A 19969-nucleotide genomic window follows, 5' to 3' on the forward strand; every position below is an offset into this window, starting at 1 on the left:
CCTCCGGCTGAATATATATTACATCAGATCTTCATACTTGCGCTTCCCGTGAAGCACCCGTCTAATCTCAACAATATCATCTAATACAACATAGAACACGATGTAATTCTCCACAACCAGAGAACGGTATTCATCCTTTAAGCCATTCATGCTACGGGCAACCGGACCTGAGAATGGAAATAACTCTAACCTGGCAATGGCTTCATCAAACTTATCCAACAGATCATTAGCTGCATCCGGTGCCGCAAGCTCATTGCTACTGCCTTCTCTCACTGGCCGCTTGTAGAGAGAATTGTTGCACTTTTTGCAGGATTCCTCCACACCTATTTCTAGCTAAATTACAATGTTGCATTATTTGCACAATTTTTGGTGTTTTGGGCAAGTTATCGCTGGATTTGTTGCATTTTGTGCATGATTTCAGGGATAGACCGCTTCTATGGGGCAAGATTGTTGCATTTCTTGCAGAATTCTTCTTACTTCCTCGGCTAAATGATGCGTGCCTGGACACGCAAATTCACGCAAATAAAAAACGCCTTGGCAGGGCGTTATTGATCTGATTTAATCCGAATCTGCTTTCGCAATTTATTAAATACTTCAGAGTGACTATAGCGCTCCTTAGAGGTATCGGCTTCATGCTCAGCTTCTTTAAGTTTCATGATATGAATATTCTCATATTGTTCGATACTCATCACTACCATATCCCCATAACCATTTTTGGTTAATAAAACAGGCTCATTATTCTCATGAACAATCCGGGATATTTCAGCAAAATGGTTGCGCAAGTCGGATACGGGCCGAATCTGTGGCATTAACCCCCCCTCCTTTTAGCGCCATGTTATCATAATTATGATAATGATTCAATTGCTATCCATCACCCGAATCACCGTATCAAAAGCCTCCAGCTCCACAACCTGCGGACCGTAGTCCGTCTCGATGGTGGTCTGCTGCGGCTGGTCGCTATTGTTAATCACAACCAGGCGCTTGCTCTGCGGATAATACGCACACTCGGTGTAGAGGTTATCCGGGAGGTAGCGGGTCTCCTCCAGCTCATTGCCGGCGTAGCGGATCAGATTCAGCAGCAGGCGGGTATTCTCCCAGTTGAAGGCCAAGGACGGCAGGTAGATGCCCTTCCCTCTTCCGAAGCTATTCACAGTCAGGGCCAGCTTGCCCTCTGCCTCATGGACCACCGCAGCAGCCCCGTCCGTCAGATAGATTTCGTTCTTTGGCGTGAGACTGACACCATCCGGCACCAGACCGTGCACTGGCTGAACCTCATAAGCCCATTTGCCGTGCGCTACCCGTGCGCCGGTGTCCTCATCCACCCCGAGAACATGCGCCATCCGGAAGTAATGATCGTAGCCGTCCACGGCGGAAGGCTGATTCACCCCGATCAATGTACCGCCCTTATACACCCACTCCGTCAAGGCATCCACCGCCTGGCTGTCCTTCCAGTAGTCCCCGCCGCTCCACGCCGAACCGGCACTGCCTGCATTAATCACCACATCCACATCCTGCAAGATACCCTGGCGGACATCCCCGAAGTCGATGAACTGCACCTCCACCGGCAAGCCGGACAAGGCCTCATTGATATGAATCAGGTCATGCATATACGTCTCATGGAAGTGGCCGGAGAGGGTCCATGACCGCAGCTTGCCCCACGAGTGCAGAATAGCTACCTTAGTTTTGATGTGATAAGGTCTCCCCTGCCGGTGCAGCTCCTTGATCTCCCTGAATTCATCCGCAATCTTCTCAATATATGCACAGAAATCCGGGTAAGGCTCGACCAGATGCAGATAGCCGCCCAGGCCGATCCGGTCGATTGGCTCACGCAGAAGGGCCCGCCGGATGTTAATCCAGTATTGCTTCGCATCGAGTGTTGGGTCGCCCCCTTCCATGAAGGTAGGTGCTCCGCCCAGGCCAACCGGGAACAGATACGGATGCAGCCGGATCTCATGCGTATCCACCTTCACCCCTGAACAGAGTCTGGCTTCATAGCCCGAGAACACGCATTTGATCATCCCGTCGAAGCCGAACTCCCCGAAGCGGTCGTTATACGGCTCTGCTCCCACCCAGCTGTCGTCGTAGAAGACATATGCCAGCTTGCCGTGCTTATGCACAATGTCAATTAGCTGCTTGCCGAACCCGATGACGAAATCGTTGATAAAAGCCATATAATCGAGCTTACGCTGCTCCGCCGGAATATGACTGACACGGTATTTGCCGCCGTTCACGAAATCCTCTGCGGTCAGCGAATAGCCGTATTGCTCCGCGAACAGATCCAGGCCCCGCGCGCTCACCGTGAAGTCGTAGGACCCCCAGTCCGAGAACAGATGGCGGTTCTGCCCGCTGCGGCCCCAAATCCAGGCGAAATTGTAGAACAGGGAGGTGAAGCGGACCACGGTCGTCGCCTGATGCTTCCCGCACCAGTCCTCCATCCAGTCCAGCAGGTACTGCCGGGTCTCAGGATACATCGGATCGATCTGCATCAGATGCTCTTTGTCCCAATGATTCGTCGTGTGGTTGTACATCGAGATCTCTTCCCAGATCCGGTAGGCCATGAAGCTGACCGTATATTTATGCCAAGGCGTAATGCCGGTCAGCACCACATTGCCGGACTCCCGGTCGTAGTTCCACTGCTCCCCCGGCACCTCCTTCCCGGTTGTCCGGTCGTACACCTGCCAGTACTTGAACGCCTCACGGGAATCATTCACCCTGAATTGCTCCGCGAAGAAATCCTCCAGCAGATAGATGGATATGTAATCCTGCACAGCCACCTTCGGGCTTGTAATCAGGAAGGTCTGCTGCAGCTTGTCCGGGTTCTTCAACGCCCAAGCATTATGGTCGCGGATGATGCACAGGGTCGAATAGATGCCGTAACCGGCACTGATAATCTCTTCCGACAACTGAGTGCCGTCACTGTCACGAATGACATCGGCCCCCCAGCGTTCAGCAAGCTTCAGGGTCAGTGCTTCATAACCGGCTTCCCCCGGCAGGGTAAAAGCTCCTGTGGAGCCTGTAGATGGTGTCTGCAACGTAAATTCCTCCTATTTGAGCAGATCCGACAGGAATGCAAGCGCGAGGCCCTGGCCCCAGCCCTGAGTCCAGTCCTTGGGAATATGGCGGTACCCTTCACGGTCCTTCATGACAGCCGTACCGCCCGATACGTTCAATACGCGTCCGTCTTCCGTGATGTTCTCCAGAATGCCCTTCAGGGCCTTTTGCACATATTTGGTATGCAGCGGATTGCCGTTATTCACCATGGCCGCCGCGACCCCGCAGGACGCCGACACCTCTTCATAGGACTCCTCATCGTCCAGCAGCGTGCGCCACAGGCCGTTCTCCGTCTGCACCAGCTTCAGCGCCGCCAGCTGATCCCGCAGCGAGCATTCCACATCCATGCACTGCGGGTACAGGTACCACTCCTTAAGCAGCGGCTTCACCTGCGACATTGTATAGGCTCCCCAGGCGTTCGCCCGGCCCCAGTACAGCCCGGACATATGGTCCTGCTTCACATGGTTATAGCCGTGGAACCAGAGGCCGGTGCTTGGGTCCTGTAAGTATTTGATGTGCCAGTAATACTGGTTAAGCGCGTCCTGGATCAGCTCCTGATCCTCCAGCTTGCTGCCCACGCGCAGCAGGAAGAACGCCGCCATGAACAACGTATCCGCCCAGGCCTGCTCCGGGAAGTCATTGGATACCGAGACGGTATGCTGCAGCACATGATCCCCGAACCGCAGCGCGTTCTCCCGGATATAGCCGATTTTACTCAACACAATATCCCAGTACTTCTGGTCCCCGGTCTCTTCGTACAACGTGATCAGCATATGGCCCATCGCACAGGTGTTGACCGTAAAGGCGGGCAGCCCCAGCTCAATATATTCATCCACCCACTTCACCAGCTGGTCCAGGTATTCCTGGTTCCTCGTCGTCTGGTAGGCTCTGGACACCCCGTAATAGGCAACGCCGCAAGGCCACTCCCACGTTAAATCCATCGCCAGTGTCTTCCTTGCCACTTTATCGATTACACTTAAGATTTCTTCCCGGTTATATTGAACTTGAAGCATATGTATTCCCCTCTCTGTTCCCTGCGTCTCTTGAAGGCAGTTATCATCCGTCCATCCGCTTGCAAGCGCTTTACATAATTTATTGTAAGCAGTAAAATGTTCTACATCTAAGCACATTCACATCAAAACTGCGCAATTTCGACCCTTTATTCTTCAATCCTATTCTAACGCAAGAAGGACAGGAGCTGCTGAAGATGCCCAGAAAAAAGAAACCCGTCATTGAGTACCGCCACTACAGCCTGCCGATCCATTTCCCTGTCCTGCTGCTCAGCGGCGAACGCTGGAAGATCTCCGATATCAAGAGCGAGCACCTGCATTTCCACAACCATCTGGAGATCGGGATCTGCTATTCGGATAGCGGGATTATGGAGATTAAGGGCGAGAACGTGCCTTTTGCCGCCGGAGATGTGACCTTTCTGCCGCGGTATCTGCCCCATACGACGTACAGCTCTCCGGGTGAGGCCAGTCTGTGGTCCTATCTGTTTTTCTCGCCGGAGGAGCTGTTTCAGCATTCCTTCAAGAGCGCCTACGCCGGCTTCGAGCCGAATCTCTGGGCAGTGCAAGGAGCGAACTGTATTCTGGGCAGGGACAAACACCCCCTGGTCTATACGCTGGCTACCTCCATCGTCCGCGAATTGCAGCAGCAGAAGCCTTACTATCAGGAGAGTGCGTACGGCTTATTGCTGTCCCTGTATATTGAGCTGCTCCGCATTCATTCTACGAACGAAGCCTTGAGCGGCCAGGAGGCCGGGCATAGCCTGAAGGGCGATTTTGCAATCTCCCCTGCGCTGGAGTATATCACCAGGAACTATATGACGCCGATGACCATTAATGATCTGGCCGAGCTGTGCCACTTAAGCACCACCCACTTCCGCCGCAAATTCCATGACATCATGGGCACCGCCCCCCTGGATTTCCTGAGCAGCACCCGGATTGAGGAAGCCTGCAAGCAGCTGAAGAGCACCGAGGATTCCATTCTGGAGATCTCGGAGAAGGTCGGCTTCCACTCCATCTCCAGCTTCAACCGCTGCTTCTCCAAGCTGATGGGCGTCTCCCCCAAGGAATGGCGCAAGGGTACGCAGTCGGAGGCACAGTCGGCGAAGGCGAGTATTCTGGAGTTCACGGGTTGGGTGTGAGCGCAGGTTATTTTCTTGCCAGCGCTACTCTTCGAATACTCTCTTGTGTCCAGGGAGGAGCCTGGGGATGCTTCATGATCTCATCGCAGGTCAGCCAATGGACGGCTTCCACTTCATCCGGACTTCTGTTAGTTGCTGTACCACTCTCATATTCACATAGGAATACCATATTGATGACATGGTGCCCATCCTCAGTTACGAAGGAGGAGCTATACACAAAAGTAACCGCATCCTTGATCACGATGCCAACCTCCTCCTCGCATTCGCGCTTCACCGTCCGTTCGAGGATTTCGAGCGTGTTGCCCTCCATATCCACTTTTCCCCCTACAAGAGCTAGGGTCCCTCCTGCATGCTCCTCTTTGGTACTCCGTGTAATCATAAGCCACTTATCTTCCTTACAGATTGCTGCTTCTACGTTAACTATGAACACGCTACCATGCCCCTCTCCTGAAGATTCTGTTATAGCCAATTATAGCAAATACAAGGCTTCCAATCGCCCGGGTAATCAGCAAGTGGACAAACGTATCTTAATTTATCGCTTTCCGGGGATTGTACGCAAACAGGTGGAAAAACAGCAACTAATTCTAGTGATTGTGCCAATTGTATAAAATCCAACTGCTTCCACCCGCCATCCTGCTATCTCCCTCCCCACAGGTTATCCAAGGTCCAGATCGAGCCTTATCCTAATTGGCTATACGCCAAACCCTAAACTTCATCGGTCAAAAAAAAGCGAATTCAGCACAATGTCTGAATCCGATTTTTCTGATTCGAATATCTTAGTCTAATGCGTTAGTCAATCAGCTCCGACTTCTGGAGCAGACGCTGGATCAGCACCGCCACTTCTGCGCGGGTGACGTTAGCCTGCGCCTCCAGCTTATTGCCGCCGCGCCCGGTGATTAAGCCGGCGGAGGCTGCGAGCGCCAGGCTGTCCTTCGCCCAGGCTCCCGTGCGGCTTGCATCCGTGAAGCCTGCAAGCACGCCTGCGGTGTCCACCGTGCCGGTCTGTTCGGCGAGACCGGTCAGCTTCATCGCCTTGGCGATGATATTCATGGCCTGCTCGCGTGTGATCCGGTCTCCGGGACGGAAGGTTCCGTCCTCGAAGCCGTTGATCAGACCTGCTTCGGACGCTGTACCAACTGCTGCTGCATACCAGCCATTCGCCGGAACATCTGCGAACTTCGCAGTTCCCTCTCCAAGCTTCAGGCCCAGACCGCGTACGATGATCGCTGCGAATTCGGCACGGGTGATGTCGGCGTTCGGGTTGAACGTGGATTCACTAACCCCGTTAATGACCAGACGGGAGCCCATGTCATTCACCGCATTTTTCGCCCAATGCTTCTCCACATCCGCGAACGTCAGCGGATGCCAGACCACTGAATAGGTACTGTTCGTCAGACTGTTGATCTCTGCGTAATATTTACTATCCTTCTGGATGATTCGGGTTGGTACATGACGCACCGTTCCATCCGGTTCAACAACGATACCTGTTGTAAGCCGGTTCGGGTTAACCCCCTGCGGCAACGCCACTGTCCGCGATACATAAGCATTGAACCGGTTCAACTCTACTGTTGAGGTCCCGGAAGAAGCTGTAACAGTGAAATCCAGGGCTGGTGCTGCAAGGGTAAGGCCGTCTCTGTCTGCCGCAGCAGTAACCACCTGATTCATGGCAGCCGAAGCGTCACCAATGGTAATTCTCAGTGTAATATCCTCCAGCTTAGCCCCGTTACCTAATCTTTCGGCCAATGCGCCGATGTTAATCTGTGATGCAGGTAACGTATAGCTGCCCTTGCTGGTCTGAAGCACCAGGGTGACCGCCACATTCTCCATATTCTTGATCATCTGGCCGCTCAATTCTCCGACAATCACATTTGAATCCAGCATCATCGGAATAGTTACTACAGCCCCGTTCCCCTCAGCATCCAGCTTCGCCTGCAATCTGGCCGGATCTACCGCGATGGTCGTTGTTCTAACGTTACCGGAGGTCGTGGTCGTTGCTTTACCCGCGTTCTCCTCCTTGCCGTTCACAAGGACAATCACATCGGTGACCGTACTGGCCGGATTCCCGGAAGGAGCCCCGCTGTTCGGGTTGCTTCCGCTTCCCGGGCTGACTGGCTCGGGAGTTGGTGTTACCGGAGTAGTCACCGCAACTACTGCAATAACGCTGCCGTATTTTACCACCCTGCCTTCCCCATCTACCTCAGCAATGCCAAGCGTATCCCCATCGGCTGCCGGAATCAGCCCTTCACTGCCAACAAGTGTGTATCCATTCAGAAGATCTCCCACATTCGGCACGATGATGCTGCCAGCACCAAAATTCTTATACAGCAGCTTATGCCCTTCAGCCGGTACAGGCGTAACCTTGATTTGTGTATAGCCGTTACTCTCTGCACCACCCGGATCACTGGCACTTACAGCCAAGTCCCCGGCAGGGATCAGAACATTCGTTGTAAAAGTCAGCGCAGTTGCTGGTCCCGCCGGAACCGATCCGCTGGCTGCCACCCGTACCTTCACGGCATGCTCGCCGCTGAGGTCCGGCAGGTTCGTTCCGTCATAACGTACGTATGGTCCGTCGTCCACGGAGAATTCCATGCTGGTGTCCAGGCCCGTAATCGTATTGTTCAGATCATCCGCTACCACTTCTGGAGCCGCCGGGATCACGGCATCCGAATCATGCACAATCACTTGAGCAATAGCAGAAGCAAAGTCCGTTGAAGTAGCCTTCACACGCACATAGTACGTGCCCGGTGCAAGACCGGTAATCGTAGTGTCTGTAACTTCTGTCCAAGCCCCTGTGTTCCCCATCTGGTATTCCATCAGGCCAGTCAGATTCTGCAGTGTTCCGTCGTTAGCCCCGTTATAGGTCACATCCGTTACACTTACTCCGACTGGAGCGGCCTGACGCATGGGAACACTCAACACTTGCGCATCACTATCGGTAGTGGTCACCCCGTTGCCCGTCTTCACCATATTCAGCACGCTGCCCAGCCAGCTGCTGTCTAGCAGGAGCGTTCCATCCGTGGTGGCCGTTACAGCCGTACCATTTATAGTGTATACCCCTTCTGCAATCAGACCTGTCAATTGCTCAGCGGCGTAATCAATCACCGCCGCAGGCGTAGCTTCCGCCTCAGATGCAAAGGAGACTACTGTCACTTCCACTGCAGCTGAGCTGAACGCCGTTGCTGTCGCCTTCGTGCGGACAGTGTACACGCCTGGCGCAAGGCCTGTGACGGTGGTGCCTGGAACATCTGTCCATGCGCCTGCTGTACCTTTTCTGTATTCCATGGCTGTTGTCACATTCGTGAGCGTGCCATCCTTCGCATGAATCGCTGTTTCGTCCGTTGAAGCTACACCCGCAGGCGCTGCCGGACGGGCAGGAATAGTCAGGGTCTGCACCGCACTATCGATAGTTGTGGATGCATTCCCCTGCTTCACCAGGCTCAGGGAGCTGCCCAGCCAAGCGCTATCCAGCGCGCCAGCTTGCCGTCTGCATCCGCTGTTACGGTCAACGTACCGTTCAGTGTATACGTACCGTTTGCCGTCAGACCGCCCAGTTGCTCAGCTTCGTAGTCAATGACCGCTGCTGGCGTGGCTTCCAGTGTTGGTACGTAGGCATTTACCGTTACAGCTTGTGCTTCCGAGGCAAAAGCTGTAACCGTCCCCTTCGTACGGACAGAGTACGTATCCGGGACCAACCCGCTTACGCTAGTGCCTGTGACATCTGTCCATGCGCCTGCTGAACCTTTTTTATATTCCATGGCTGTTGTTACATTCGTGAGCTTACCGTTCTTCGCGTTAATTGCCGTCTCATCCGTTGCCGCAACTCCGGCAGGTGCTGCCGGACGGGCAGGAATAGTCAGAGCCTGCGCCGCACTATCTATAGTAGTTGACGCATTCCCCTGCTTCACTAGGCTAAGGGAGCTGCCCAGCCAAGCGCTATCCAGCGCCAACTTACCGTCTGCATCTGCTGTTACGGTCAACGTACCGTTCAGTGTATACGTACCGTTTGCCGTCAGACCGCTCAGCTGCTCAGCTTCGTAATCAATGACCGCTGCTGGTGTGGCTTCCGGTACCGCTACATACGCAACCACATTCACGCTGTGTACTTCCGAGGCAAAAGCCGTCAAAGTCGCCTTGGTCTGGACGTAGTACGTACCCGGAGCCAGCCCCGTCACCGTTGTACCTGTTACATCCGTCCATACGCCTGCGGCACCTTGCTTGTACTCCATGTCCGGAGGCACATTCGTAAGCGTACCGTTCTTCGCGTTAATCGCCGTCTCATTCGTTGCTGTTACTCCGGAAGGTGCTGCCGGACGAACAGGGATGGTCAAGGTCTGCGCCGCACTGTTAATCGTCGTGGACGCATTTCCCTGCTTCACAAGGTTCAGGGTGGTTCCCAGCCAAGAGCTATCCAGCACAAGCTTGCCCGCCGAATCCGCCTGTATCGATAACGTACCATTCACCGTGTACAGACCATTCGCCAGCAGACCGCTTAGCTGCTCGGCCCCATAGTCAATCACCGCTGCCGGGGTTGTCTCTACCATTGGCACATAAGTATTTACCGTTACACTATGCGCTTCGGAGGCAAAAGACGACGCCGTCCGTTTCACACGGACCTCGTACGTACCCGGAGCAAGCCCCGTTACCGTTGTACCGGTCACATCCGTCCATGCTCCCCCGGTACTTAACTTATACTCCATCGCAGTAGTCACATTCGCAAGTGTACCGTTGTTCGCCTCTATCGCCAGTTCATCCGTTGCCGTCACACCAGCCGGTGTTGCCGGACGGGATGGAATGACCAGTACCTGCGCCGCACTGTCTACCGTTGTTGATGCATTCCCCTGCTTCACAATACTCGGGACTCTCCAAGCCAGCTCTGCTCCAGCGCAAGCGTACCATCCGCAGTCGCCGTTACCGATGTACCGTTTACGGTATACATACCATTCGCCGTCAGACCGCTCAGTTGCTCGGCCCCATAGTCAATCACCGCTGCCGGGGTAGCCTCTGCCGTTGGCACATACACATTCACCGTTACACTATGCGCTTCCGATACAAAAGACGACGCCGTCAATTTCACACGGACCTCGTACGTACCCGGAGCCAGTCCCGTCACCGTTGAACCGGACACATCGGTCCATACTCCACCGGTACTTGGCTTATACTCCATCGCTGAAGTCACATTCTCAAGTGTACCGTTGTCCGCATCTATCGCCAGTTCATCCGTTGCCGTCACACCTGTTGGCGCCGCGGGACGGGATGGAATGACCAGCACCTGCGCCGCACTGTCTACAGTTGTCGTAGAATTCCCCTGCTTCACAATACTCAGAGACTCACCCAGCCAGCTCTGCTCCAGCGCCAGGGTACCAGCCGCAGTCGCGGTTACCGCCGTACCGTTCACAGTATACGTGCCATTCGCCGTCAGACCGCTTAGCTGCTCGGCTGCGTAGTCAATCACCGCTGCCGGTGTCGGCTCCAGCGCTGGCTTGAACAGCGATACAGTTGCTGTCTGCGGCGAACCGCTAACCGTATATCCGCTTGGCGAATTCACAGCCACGGATACAGCGCCCTCGCCGGTCACTGAAGTAAGCGCCAGGCTCCAAGCGGTCCCGGAACCGCTCAGGGACCCTTTTACCGCAGAGCCTGTGCCGTCTGTAATGGTGATATCGTCTGCTGTCAATCCGGCAATCGCAGCATCAAAGGTCAGGTCAATCTTCGTTGAAGTAGTGGTTCCCGGCACACCGTCCGCTACAGCCGATTGCAGCACAACCGGAGTTAAGGCCACCCTGTTGAACAGCTTGCCGGTGATTCGGTAATGAGTGGCATCTGTATTATCTGTTGTGATAAAAACAATCTTGTCGCCGAAGGCCGGATATACGGCGAACTTCGCATAATATTCCACATTGAACATCCAGCTGTCTTCATCGTATCCCTGAAATACAGCAGGAGCCGAATCCACTGGCTGATCCGTTGTGTACAGCAGGGTCCCGTCATTGTCATAGTAATTCAGGTAGGCGTACTGGGTCCCCGACCACTCTGTGCCGTAGTTATAGGCATCATTAATAGCCTGATTCGACGCAGCGTCCGTGCTTACCGTAACGAATCCCGGCAGTGTGCCTTTCTTATACATAGCAGCCGATGCTTCACCCAGAGAACCATTTACGGTAAATCCGCCTTGGCTGACACCTGCATTGTCATATAAGGAGACACTCGTGATTCCGGTCTGCCAGGCATATTGACTGAACATGAAATTTCCGTTGCTCAGCGTAGACAGATACAGCTGCTTCTCATTCGTTCTCGCCCCGACATTAATCGTGGTTATAGGGCTTCCGCTGTTATTGAATAACCGCAGATAGATATTATCGTTCGAGGGTCCTGAGTTGTAAGCCGCCATATACACGCCGTCACCGGCAGCTACGTAAGACATGCTCGCATTAGCATCTACCAGCAGGGTTTCGCTTGACACCGGTACGCCGGCAGCAGTGAATACGCGGGTAACCGTGCTTACATTATCATTTCGTTGCCAGGAAAAAGCGATATCGCCGTTAGACAGCTCAGCCGCAGATATAAAGCGCGTTAACTGCGGCAGACTGGCCGCACTGAAGGTATTCAGCCGGGTCTGGCCGGTCACCTTCTGGCCGTTCTTATCCAGCACCATGAAATAGGCATTTGGTGTACTCTCGGTAACTGTGCCCAGCTGCAGGTTGTACTCGCTGGAGTCGCTTTTACTATACATAATCAGCAGATTGCCGTTATTGAGCGCAAGCATACTCACATACGTCATTTTGTAATAGGTGTCCATCAGATTGCCCAGGTTAACGTCCGTTAAAAGCGTTCCTGCGCTGTTATAGACCCTTAAGAAATTAGAGGCCGTGTAAGAATTCCCCTGATAGACGAATGAATTCAGCAGCACCGCCGTACTTCCATCCTGTAGACCCTGCGCATCCGCCAGGTTCTTGCCCGCCGAATACGTAACCGGAGGCTCAATGACAAAATCAGCCGCTTCATTGAATGACGCCACCGCCGCATAGGCACGGAGTGACATCATGGGCAGCAGCCCAATCACCAATACCACAGCCAGCCCGATCTTCCCCAATTTCTTAAACATCGCTTTCCTCCTTGTCGAATGACCATTTCCATAATATTGATAACGCTTCCGCAAAACTCTGAACATGCTGCACACGCTCTGCACATGCCCGGCATTAGCAAGCATTAGTTTTCCATACTGGTTTATCGACATTTTTCGCGATTTAGTTAACTAATTCGACAAAATATCTTCAGGTTTTTCGCTAATAAATGTGTATTAAGTCCTTGCATGATGTGAAAAGACGCAAATACGCGCAAAATAACCCCACAAAGTGAGGCTTTAGCGTAGGTGGTGACTCAGGTACTTTGCGGGGACCCCAAAACATATAAATTCTATCAAAAAAGCCCGCTCTGCCGATGGCACAGAACGGGCTGCTAAATAATCCTCTACATTTCTTCCACATACCGCTTGGCTTCACCAAGAGGCATATCCGTATGCTGACGGACCAGCTTGATGGCCAGAATGAGCTGTCCATCCTTTTTTAGCTGCCGGACATGCTCCTGAACTTCCTCGGGAACGACCTTCAGTGAAGTGCTTGCAGCCTCCCGGCGCTTCAGCTCTGCAGCTACCTGCTGCTCCATATGCGGTGTCAACGTCTCGTCTACGGTCGCGGCAGGCACCGGCCAGCGCTCCGGCTTACTTCCCCGGACCGCTGCGAGCAAGGTGCCGACAATCGAATAGAGCACCATATACTGGGCTAAGCGGTACAGGTATAACCATACGGTACTGAGGCGCGTAACCTCGCCGTCCGGCTTCAGAATGCTCACGTTCTCCGTAATGGAGAACTGCCCCGGCGCATAATTAGTGACATGCCGGTCCACCTGCAATTGTCCGAACGGCGAGATGATCCATTCCAGCGGCTTGTTATAGACCGGATTGCCCGCCGAGTCGATGAACATGCCGAAGAAGGAGAACAAGGCAATAACAATGACCAGACCGTTCGACCAGTTCATCCGCTTACCGAACACAACCAGACTGAACACCACCAGCAAGATAACACTTCTCGCATAATCATTATGTAGGAATAACTTTAGAACAATAGGCCCTCCCCACCCGAACAGCACTACCATAACGGCGGCGAATACAAATACACCCAGCAGAATTTTAAGATTTTTCATCACTTACTTCCTTCTCCTTTCCTGCCTCCTATTCTATATTTACCCAGAAAGAAGTCATTTGAGGCGATCTTGTTTATAGTACATTATAGCTGTCAGCCGACATGTTATAATATGCAGTCTATGATCACCCCAAGTGAAGGAGGATTACTTACTATGCAGGAATTGTTAGATATGAAGGAATTGTTCAAGCAGATCATCAAGCAGGACGTTAAGCCTTTTTTCTCCGCACAGGGCTATCGTACAAAAGATCTGAATTTCTACAAAACAGAGGGTCAGTTCAGCTATAAAATCAATATTCAGAAATACCAGTACAATACACACAAGCAACTCAGCTTCTATGTGAATTACAATCTTCATTCCGAAGAGCTTGCGCAATATAGGCCTGCTAAGTCTCTGGGCTTGGCTCACTTCTATGCCCGAATCAACCAAATCGTCCCCGCCGCCCCGGAACGCTACTTCCTGACGCCGGAGGTAGATGTGGACAAGTTCACGGCAGACCTGCTGCTCCACTTGGATCAGGGGCTTCAATTCTTGTACACCTTAACCGATGCCAGGGCCATTGTTGAATACTATATGCAGCGGACAGCACTGCATTTAAGTGAGGAGACCTTCGGGTTCCTGCTGGATACAGGGGATACTGAGACTGCGGAGCAGTACCTGAAGCAGCTCCAAGCGAAATACGGCGCCGAGAAGCGCTGGGCAATCTGGGAGCAGAAATATGCAGCGGTCTGGGAGAAATACGGAAGCTCTTCCTAGCGCAGGAGATTCTAGTCGCTTTTCCGATTACATTTCGCCTACCCAGCGCACACGGTCCAATTGTGGTTGGTTTTCTGTGAAAATACGTTTGGTACAACCTGCGATAAACTCTTACTACTCATTTTCATGGGCATAGGTTGGGCCGTTCGCTCTCGTACCGGCCCTACACAAAAAGGGCTCCCCGCTCTCTGAGGAGACATCGGGATAGCCCTTTTTCAAAATTAGGATAAGTTCTCCGTCAGCAACGTAAAGCCTTCGATCACCGCATCCTCATCAATCTCAATCATGATACAGCGCTTGCCCTGGTAGTTCACCTGCCGTACATATCTCAGGTCCTGCGGGCTGATCGTGATGGACGCGACCTTCGTATCGATCTTGATCGACTTGGAGGTGAACTTCGGGATGACACTGCTGGCCTTCATCTCGTAGTGCTTATTGTCTACAATGGTCTCGAATGCACGCTCTACCTTCTCCGCCGTCACATCCTCCACACCGCTGGCCTTCAGCACACGCTCCACATCGCGGTAATCGAGTCTCGGCGGCTCTTCCTCCTCCGCGTTGTCTTCAATCACCTGATGAATCTCCTCGTACACCTGGGCAATGGTCGCCACATCGATCTGTTCGCCCGCTACTTCCTTCACAATGTCTTCAAAAATAGACCGTTCCTCCAGCGCCGTCACCGACCGCTCCGCATTCAGTACCTGCTCAATGAACTGCGGGTTCGGGTTATTCGCGCTTCCCGTGCAGTACAGCACACGGTTGATATCCGAATAGTTGTCGGTCACACTCGGGTAGAAGAAGCCTTGTTCCGGCGTGCTGAGCTTGATGATCGGATCAACCATGATATTGTATTTGAACTCCCGCTCCACATAATCGAATAAAAGCGTCTTGCGCTGCTGCTCCGTGGAATTCACGCTGCACAGAATGAACGGATGCGCGAAGACCTCGTCCTTCCCGGTCTCCTCGGCTTCGTCATTACGCGCCTTGGTCGGCCGGAAGTATTGCCCCCGCACGAACGTGACCACTGCATCCTTCTCATACTTGGCGTCCACCAGCATTTTGTCCACCAGCATGAGCATCAGGTCCTGCCACTCCTCCGGGTCACCGGTGATCAGTCCCTGGTGCAGCATCACCTGAGACGGCTCCTCCGCTTCCTCCAGGAACTTCAGCTCGAACAGCTTCTGATCCAGCTCGCCCGTCAGCAGCTTCCGGAAGTTGCTCATATACAGCTCCTGCTTCTCGCGTTCCAGCATGGCGAACGGCTGGCGCTCGAAGTGGTAGATTTCGTTCGTTTCTTTCATAATATAGACATTCAGAATATCGTACAGATTCAGCTGATCATGGTCCATCTTGAACTGCTTGCGTATATGTGCGGCTTCTTTCTTGATCATGGTATGTGACACAGCTCCTATGAAATGAATTGGTCAGGCAATAGCTTCCTTAATTATAGCACGTACGTTCTCCATGCAGTTGAAAATTCCGATTCAGCGCCTCACCTCAATGGAGGTGAATTCTCAACGTTGGTGATAAATAAAACCCCTTCGCCAGAAGGGGTTTTATTTATCAGTTTTATTCATTTTTTGTAGGCGGCTTCAAGGTCCAGCAGATTCTTATCCGAGATTACCTGGTAATTACCGTCCTGTTGGGGAAATTCCAGGCTTGCCATAACTTCAGCTTTGAACAATCCATTCTCCCTCTCTGCTGTCTTGTCTGTTCCTGAGGTTATCTTAATCAAGACCCAGCCGGTGCGATAATTTTCCTCCTTGCGGATAATGCTGATCCATGAGTCTCCAATATCACCAGGCTGTTTCTGCGGGTCTCCGTAGAGGTAGTTCCAGTAGAAGCGATCTCCAGATTTCTTTATGTTCCCTCCTTTGCTGAGGCTTTCGAGCTTCCCCCCAGCATCAACACATAAGTAAGCAGTGTCCCCAGATAATTCATAGATAACATCATCATTGCCGCGTAGCTCAAACAGAATGCCTGGAGTCACGCTGATTGCTGGCGACCACCCTGCATTCCATGAAATATCAATTATTTCGTCTGCAGGCACATCAACAGTATTCAGTTCCTTCACTTCTTCCTCCGTATTGAGCGAGCACCCGGTGCCAATCAGAGCCAGCATAAGGACTACATAAATAAATCCCCAACTTAATCTGCCAACTTTGATTTTGTTGAATCTCATATTCAGCACCTCCTCTATTCAATTGGGATAATAGAAAATTAAAAATCAGATTGCAGGCTCCATCTTGTTAGGTTGGGGCCCAGGACCGTTTTTTGCCCAATATATAATATAATAAATTGAGCTATTGTATGTTATGTCCCCTGGGTAACTTATATTATTTACAGAATATTCATTTGTCCAGGTGGTATATCCTGGGGACGAATAATTCCATCTTAAAGGATTGGTCCCCCCAGGTTTATGTGTCCAATCGTTACCTGATAGATCACCTTTCATAAAATGATAATCTACGCTGCCTTTTCTAATAGCAACTACTTTTTGATAATTAGCTAGTGGCGATGGTTTTGTGGTTGTTTTATAACCCCAATATCCAAGAGCATTCAAATCATCAACAACTAAGTCCGCCATACTAGCTATAGGTAAGCTCATGCTGAAACCCTGATTGGAATGATAGCCCGGATTTTGAAATACATGCATTCCAATAGAATATCCATAACAATTATATCCGGTATAACTGTTCGACCATGATCCTATCACTGTGCTATTTACTAATGAATAGCTTGCTTTAGCAGAGCTGCTTGAGGATGAGATATTGAGAATCCTCCTAGTTAACTCAGCTAGCTCTGTATAATTATATGGGATGTGGTCCGCGCTTACTACTCCCCGCTCAATGTCAGCAACTATTGTTTTCACAGCATTCTCAGTGTATTCATTCTGTTCTAATGCCTCAGGCAAGATCAGCCCGTTATCAACGAGGGTATCCAGTAGATTATCACTGCTTAATTGTGCCAGCTTCTCTAATGCTAAAGGGTTCGATTCAGCATTTACTTGATTTGCCGGGAATGCGAAAACAAATAACATTATAATTACCAAGAATCCAGAAAACATTTTTAAACTTTTTTTCATAAATACCCCTCCTAATTTTCATAAGACTTAGGCACAAAACTATTAACGAGTATCTTAACTAAAATGAGATTACCTCCTATTACAATCATACATAAAAAATCAATAAATGTAATAAATTACACAAAAATTCCATATTTCTACTTCTATGAAATGTTAAAAAGCCTTTTCTGCCATTGAACAGAAAAGGCTACACCTACATCAAAACATACCAACTACACAATAACCATATCCAAATATCGCCGCAGCCCGCCCTCAGTACCAGAGTCCTGCAGCCAAGCCCCCAAGCTCCAAGTCATATAACGCAGGCCGAGATACCGCGAAGCGGCCCGATATCTTTGTTCGAACGTATTTGCAGGAAGCACCCATCCCAGCGAAGCCAGCACTTCACGGTATTCTCCAGCTTGAGACCGGTCAACTCGCATCGGGATGTCCAGGAACAGGGAGCCGTACCGCGCTTCTTCCCAGTCAATAAACATAACGTCATCATTATTGTGTACCAGTACATTTCCGGGATTTAGATCATTATGTATAAGCGTGTGAGTGGCTTCATCCTTCCAGAGGGCTTCAAGCTCGTCCACGATCTTCTCCGATATGGCATTGACCTCAGATATATACGTCCCGAACGTCTCCACGAACCGTTCATTGTGCTGGGTCTCTTCCCATGCTGGCCGCCATACTCCATCAATTATAGTCTCTATGTACGCACGGTTAATCCGGGGGAGCCAGGATAACTCCTCCTGCAATCCACGATTACGGTTATGAATATAAGCCAGTGCTTGCATTTCCTTGTGCTGAAGCATCCCGATATCCAGATTCTGATAATTCGTCTTATAATCTACATCCTGAATACACAGGAGCGCCCGATGGTCCGAATTCAGATCACCCGCTTTATTAAAAGGGACATTAGCCCCCTGATCGAATAACCGGTTCATTACCCGGCGTTCATTTCCACTTGCCATTTTGGTAATCACAGAGCTGTACTCTTGTCTGCCTTCACTCTCCACGAGAATCCGGTGCCGGAATAAGTCTACAGCCTGATAGCCCGAATGCAATCGGGTGCTCTCGATATCAAGGACCCTTGCCTTATCAGACAGGAATTGCCGCACAGTCTCCTCAATGAAATCCTTCCCCCCGCCAAGCTCAAATCTCATGATTACCCTCCGCCTCTCCCCGCTTAATCGCATACATCCGTCTGTCAGCTTGACGCAGCAGCGCGTCCGGGGCCGTTCCGTCCTGCGGATACAAGCTGAAGCCGATGCTCATATCGATCTTCAGCTCTTCGCCTTCATAATCCAGCGTGGCCTGTGCAGCCGCCGCCAGCAGCCGGTGCTCCAGCTCTGCGGCGGCCAGCCCGTCCCCGCCCACGGGACAGAACAGCACGAATTCGTCACCGCCGAAGCGGGCCGCCAGCCCGTCCGGCTGAACCAGCTGATGGATCATGCCCGCTACCTTGCATAACATCTGATCTCCGGCCTCATGCCCCCAGCGGTCGTTCACCTGCTTGAACCGGTCGAGATCCAGCAGCAGGATGGCTACTTCCCCGCCGCTGCGCTCTGCTTCCGCAAGAGTCTCCTCCAGTGTGTCGTAGAATTGTCTGCGGTTCGGCAGCCCGGTAAGCGGATCATGATAGGCCATGAAGGCAATCTGCCTTACATGCTGATTGCGCAGCCGGATGTCACGGATGAGCAGCACGGCATGAGGCTCATGATCCACGGTTACGTAATCCCCGTTAATCATCACCTCGATTTGACTGTCCCCGCTGTGCAGCACCATTTCCAGCTCGCCGATATCCTCTTGCGCCTGAAGCTTCGTCACGATCTCAGCACCGCCGAGATCGGCAAGGTTTGCCTTCCCGAGGGGCAGACGGCCGAACATCCTGCCGGCACTCGGATTCGCTTCCATGATGCTCCCGGACAACGAGACAAGCAGCGCAGCCTGCGAGTTAATCTGGAACATTTTTTTATAGCGCTGTCCCGCATGATTAAGGAACTCATACCTCTGCATGGACAGGCGCAGCACGAAGCACCAGATCAGTCCTCCGTAGATATACGTATAAGGCGGCAGCACTTCATTGAAGCGGAAATAGCCGAATACTGCTACCCAGAGGAACGTCACCCAGGAGCCGTACTCCAGCAGCTTGAAGATACCGTCATGCTCCTGATAGTCAGGATCGGAGGCACTCCATTTGCGCGCCTTGCGCAGCATGACGATGGGGATGAAGCTAAGCAGCAGACTTGCCGTTAAGGTCCCGTAGTAGGCAGAATTGGCTAACGGCCATTTCCAGACCCCGGATACCATGAACAACTGGGCAGAGGTATAGGATCGTTGACCAATAAGTCCTGCCGGGATCGCCAGCGTTAGGATATGGAACAGATAAGGATACCACGGCCGTGACATCCGCTTCTGCAGGCCGATTAACCGGGCAATCAGATGGAAGCCAAGCCCTGGAATGAAGATCCCCACATTGGCGAACCAGACCGCAGCCAGCACCGGACTATATTCAATCGGCAGCATATACCGGAAGTACTCCTCCAGGAACATCAGGAAATAGCACAGAATCGTAGCGCTTACCAGACGATGTTCAACCTTCCGCGGGTTACGCAGCAGCACATCCATTCCCATGTAGAAAAAGAAGAGCATCGGCAGCCAATAAAATACGACAGGTATCCACACATGGGTCGGGCTCATATCTCTTCTCCTCTACAGTCTGTCACGGACAACTTAAATCT

16 protein-coding genes are annotated in these 19969 nt (G+C 51.9%); 2 read left to right on the top strand and 14 right to left on the bottom strand.

Annotated features, from left to right (window positions below):
- Positions 1-18 precede the first annotated feature (18 nt).
- The 4 genes from NSU18_RS15440 to NSU18_RS15455 all read right to left on the bottom strand — a co-directional run bounded on the left by NSU18_RS15440 (position 19) and on the right by NSU18_RS15455 (position 4064).
- Positions 19-273, bottom strand: a complete 255-nt coding sequence (locus tag NSU18_RS15440) for a type II toxin-antitoxin system RelE/ParE family toxin (RefSeq protein WP_341014455.1) — start codon at positions 271-273, stop codon at positions 19-21.
- 272 nt (positions 274-545) lie between these two features.
- A complete protein-coding gene (locus NSU18_RS15445; RefSeq protein ID WP_341149442.1) occupies positions 546-809 on the bottom strand; it encodes a type II toxin-antitoxin system Phd/YefM family antitoxin in 264 nt (87 codons plus the stop codon).
- Between the two features lie 48 nt (positions 810-857).
- Positions 858-3032: a 1,3-beta-galactosyl-N-acetylhexosamine phosphorylase gene (gene gnpA, locus NSU18_RS15450; protein WP_341149443.1), complete on the bottom strand. Its 2175-nt coding sequence runs from the start codon at positions 3030-3032 to the stop codon at positions 858-860.
- Between the two features lie 12 nt (positions 3033-3044).
- A complete protein-coding gene (locus tag NSU18_RS15455) occupies positions 3045-4064 on the bottom strand; it encodes a glycoside hydrolase family 88/105 protein (protein ID WP_341149444.1) in 1020 nt (339 codons plus the stop codon).
- A gap of 194 nt (positions 4065-4258) precedes the next feature.
- Here NSU18_RS15455 and NSU18_RS15460 point away from each other — a divergent pair, with 194 nt between their 5' ends.
- Positions 4259-5200 carry an AraC family transcriptional regulator gene (locus tag NSU18_RS15460; RefSeq protein ID WP_341014459.1) on the top strand — a complete coding sequence of 314 codons (942 nt, stop codon included), beginning with the start codon at positions 4259-4261 and terminating at the stop codon, positions 5198-5200.
- Between the two features lie 7 nt (positions 5201-5207).
- Here the strand turns inward: NSU18_RS15460 and NSU18_RS15465 are convergent, their stop codons facing one another.
- From NSU18_RS15465 to NSU18_RS15485, 5 genes are all read right to left on the bottom strand, one after another.
- Complete coding sequence (locus tag NSU18_RS15465; RefSeq protein WP_341014460.1) at positions 5208-5630, bottom strand: NUDIX domain-containing protein; 423 nt, start codon at positions 5628-5630, stop codon at positions 5208-5210.
- Positions 5631-5989: 359 nt separating this feature from the next.
- Positions 5990-8632 carry an S-layer homology domain-containing protein gene (locus NSU18_RS15470; protein WP_341014461.1) on the bottom strand — a complete coding sequence of 881 codons (2643 nt, stop codon included), beginning with the start codon at positions 8630-8632 and terminating at the stop codon, positions 5990-5992.
- Positions 8633-8637: 5 nt separating this feature from the next.
- On the bottom strand, positions 8638-10047 hold the full coding sequence (locus tag NSU18_RS15475; protein ID WP_341014462.1) for a hypothetical protein: 1410 nt from the start codon (positions 10045-10047) through the stop codon (positions 8638-8640).
- The gene (locus tag NSU18_RS15480; RefSeq protein WP_341014463.1) at positions 10044-12302 is read right to left on the bottom strand and encodes a hypothetical protein; all 2259 of its coding nucleotides are present in this window, start codon (positions 12300-12302) and stop codon (positions 10044-10046) included. Before NSU18_RS15480 ends, NSU18_RS15475 begins: the two co-directional genes overlap by 4 nt.
- A gap of 365 nt (positions 12303-12667) precedes the next feature.
- Positions 12668-13399: a hypothetical protein gene (locus tag NSU18_RS15485; protein ID WP_341014464.1), complete on the bottom strand. Its 732-nt coding sequence runs from the start codon at positions 13397-13399 to the stop codon at positions 12668-12670.
- A gap of 153 nt (positions 13400-13552) precedes the next feature.
- On the opposite strand from NSU18_RS15485, the gene NSU18_RS15490 reads away from it, so the two are divergent.
- Positions 13553-14155, top strand: coding sequence for a DUF4304 domain-containing protein (locus NSU18_RS15490; RefSeq protein WP_341014465.1), 603 nt, complete (start codon positions 13553-13555; stop codon positions 14153-14155).
- A 221-nt stretch (positions 14156-14376) separates the two neighbouring features.
- On the opposite strand, the gene NSU18_RS15495 is transcribed toward NSU18_RS15490, so the two are convergent.
- From NSU18_RS15495 to NSU18_RS15515, 5 genes are all read right to left on the bottom strand, one after another.
- Positions 14377-15546 carry a DUF4317 domain-containing protein gene (locus NSU18_RS15495; protein WP_076158698.1) on the bottom strand — a complete coding sequence of 390 codons (1170 nt, stop codon included), beginning with the start codon at positions 15544-15546 and terminating at the stop codon, positions 14377-14379.
- A gap of 182 nt (positions 15547-15728) precedes the next feature.
- On the bottom strand, positions 15729-16337 hold the full coding sequence (locus NSU18_RS15500; protein WP_341014466.1) for a hypothetical protein: 609 nt from the start codon (positions 16335-16337) through the stop codon (positions 15729-15731).
- A 45-nt stretch (positions 16338-16382) separates the two neighbouring features.
- Entirely contained in the window at positions 16383-17240 is an 858-nt protein-coding gene (locus NSU18_RS15505; RefSeq protein WP_341014467.1) for a hypothetical protein, read from the bottom strand.
- A gap of 212 nt (positions 17241-17452) precedes the next feature.
- Complete coding sequence (locus NSU18_RS15510) at positions 17453-18391, bottom strand: phosphotransferase family protein (protein ID WP_341014468.1); 939 nt, start codon at positions 18389-18391, stop codon at positions 17453-17455.
- The gene (locus NSU18_RS15515; RefSeq protein WP_341149445.1) at positions 18381-19928 is read right to left on the bottom strand and encodes a GGDEF domain-containing protein; all 1548 of its coding nucleotides are present in this window, start codon (positions 19926-19928) and stop codon (positions 18381-18383) included. Before NSU18_RS15515 ends, NSU18_RS15510 begins: the two co-directional genes overlap by 11 nt.
- Between the last annotated feature and the right edge of the window lie 41 nt (positions 19929-19969).

The sequence above is a fragment of the Paenibacillus sp. FSL H8-0048 genome, assembly GCF_038002825.1.
In the GTDB taxonomy this organism is placed as follows: domain Bacteria; phylum Bacillota; class Bacilli; order Paenibacillales; family Paenibacillaceae; genus Paenibacillus_AQ.

Excerpts from the sequence above, each read along its gene's own strand:
- NSU18_RS15445 (WP_341149442.1), bottom strand. The coding sequence starts at position 809 with ATGCCACAGATTCGGCCCGTATCCGACTTGCGCAACCATTTTGCTGAA.
- NSU18_RS15480 (WP_341014463.1), bottom strand. The coding sequence starts at position 12,302 with ATGTTTAAGAAATTGGGGAAGATCGGGCTGGCTGTGGTATTGGTGATT.
- NSU18_RS15510 (WP_341014468.1), bottom strand. The coding sequence starts at position 18,391 with ATGAGATTTGAGCTTGGCGGGGGGAAGGATTTCATTGAGGAGACTGTG.
- NSU18_RS15500 (WP_341014466.1), bottom strand. The coding sequence starts at position 16,337 with ATGAGATTCAACAAAATCAAAGTTGGCAGATTAAGTTGGGGATTTATT.
- NSU18_RS15495 (WP_076158698.1), bottom strand. The coding sequence starts at position 15,546 with ATGATCAAGAAAGAAGCCGCACATATACGCAAGCAGTTCAAGATGGAC.
- NSU18_RS15455 (WP_341149444.1), bottom strand. The coding sequence starts at position 4,064 with ATGCTTCAAGTTCAATATAACCGGGAAGAAATCTTAAGTGTAATCGAT.
- NSU18_RS15490 (WP_341014465.1), top strand. The coding sequence starts at position 13,553 with ATGCAGGAATTGTTAGATATGAAGGAATTGTTCAAGCAGATCATCAAG.
- NSU18_RS15505 (WP_341014467.1), bottom strand. The coding sequence starts at position 17,240 with ATGAAAAAAAGTTTAAAAATGTTTTCTGGATTCTTGGTAATTATAATG.
- NSU18_RS15515 (WP_341149445.1), bottom strand. The coding sequence starts at position 19,928 with ATGAGCCCGACCCATGTGTGGATACCTGTCGTATTTTATTGGCTGCCG.
- NSU18_RS15485 (WP_341014464.1), bottom strand. The coding sequence starts at position 13,399 with ATGAAAAATCTTAAAATTCTGCTGGGTGTATTTGTATTCGCCGCCGTT.
- NSU18_RS15460 (WP_341014459.1), top strand. The coding sequence starts at position 4,259 with ATGCCCAGAAAAAAGAAACCCGTCATTGAGTACCGCCACTACAGCCTG.